This window comes from Mycobacterium sp. E342 (genome assembly GCF_001667665.1).
Taxonomy (GTDB): domain Bacteria; phylum Actinomycetota; class Actinomycetes; order Mycobacteriales; family Mycobacteriaceae; genus Mycobacterium.
Map to the genome: position 1 here is coordinate 1 of NZ_LZJM01000051.1, position 526 is coordinate 526.

Consider the following 526-nt stretch of genomic DNA (forward strand, 5'->3'; position numbering starts at 1 on the left):
GGTATCTTCTCCGACATCTTGTCCAGAATTGTCGCGGTGGCCGGAGCGCCATTGCCGTATTGGCACACCTGCGCAGTGATGATCACATTGTTCTTCGCGCGCGCCACGTTGGGGCAGATCCAACCGGTGGGCTTCCCGTCCTGCAGTTCCGTCGCGGTCCACGTCAGATCCTTGCCGGCGGCGTCGGTCTTTTGGAATCTCCATCTCGATATGTCGTCTTTGCGGTGCAAAACGGCGTTGTCGCAGGAATTTACGGGCTTCGCGAGCCCATTGTCGAGCAACTGAGTCGCCGTTTTCGCGTCGGCTACCGTCGCAACGGCTTGACGGACCGCATGCTCGTACGTGTCCTTGTCCTCTTTGTAGAGATTGCTCCGCCACGCGGTGTAAGCCACCCCCACCGAGTACGTGTCTGGCGCGATCAGCGGTTCGCACTCGGGGTCACCCTCGTCGGCGAAGGCGGCCACGGGCGGGGAGGTCGCGCCGGGCGGAGGTTTGGACGCCCAGTTGAGTTTCGCACCGACAATCT

Annotated in this window: 1 protein-coding gene; it reads right to left on the reverse strand. The window is 61.8% G+C overall.

Annotated features, from left to right (window positions below; all coding sequences use genetic code 11):
* On the reverse strand, positions 1 to 526 hold a 526-nt coding region (locus A5692_RS02665; protein ID WP_068051727.1), incomplete at both ends, for a sensor domain-containing protein.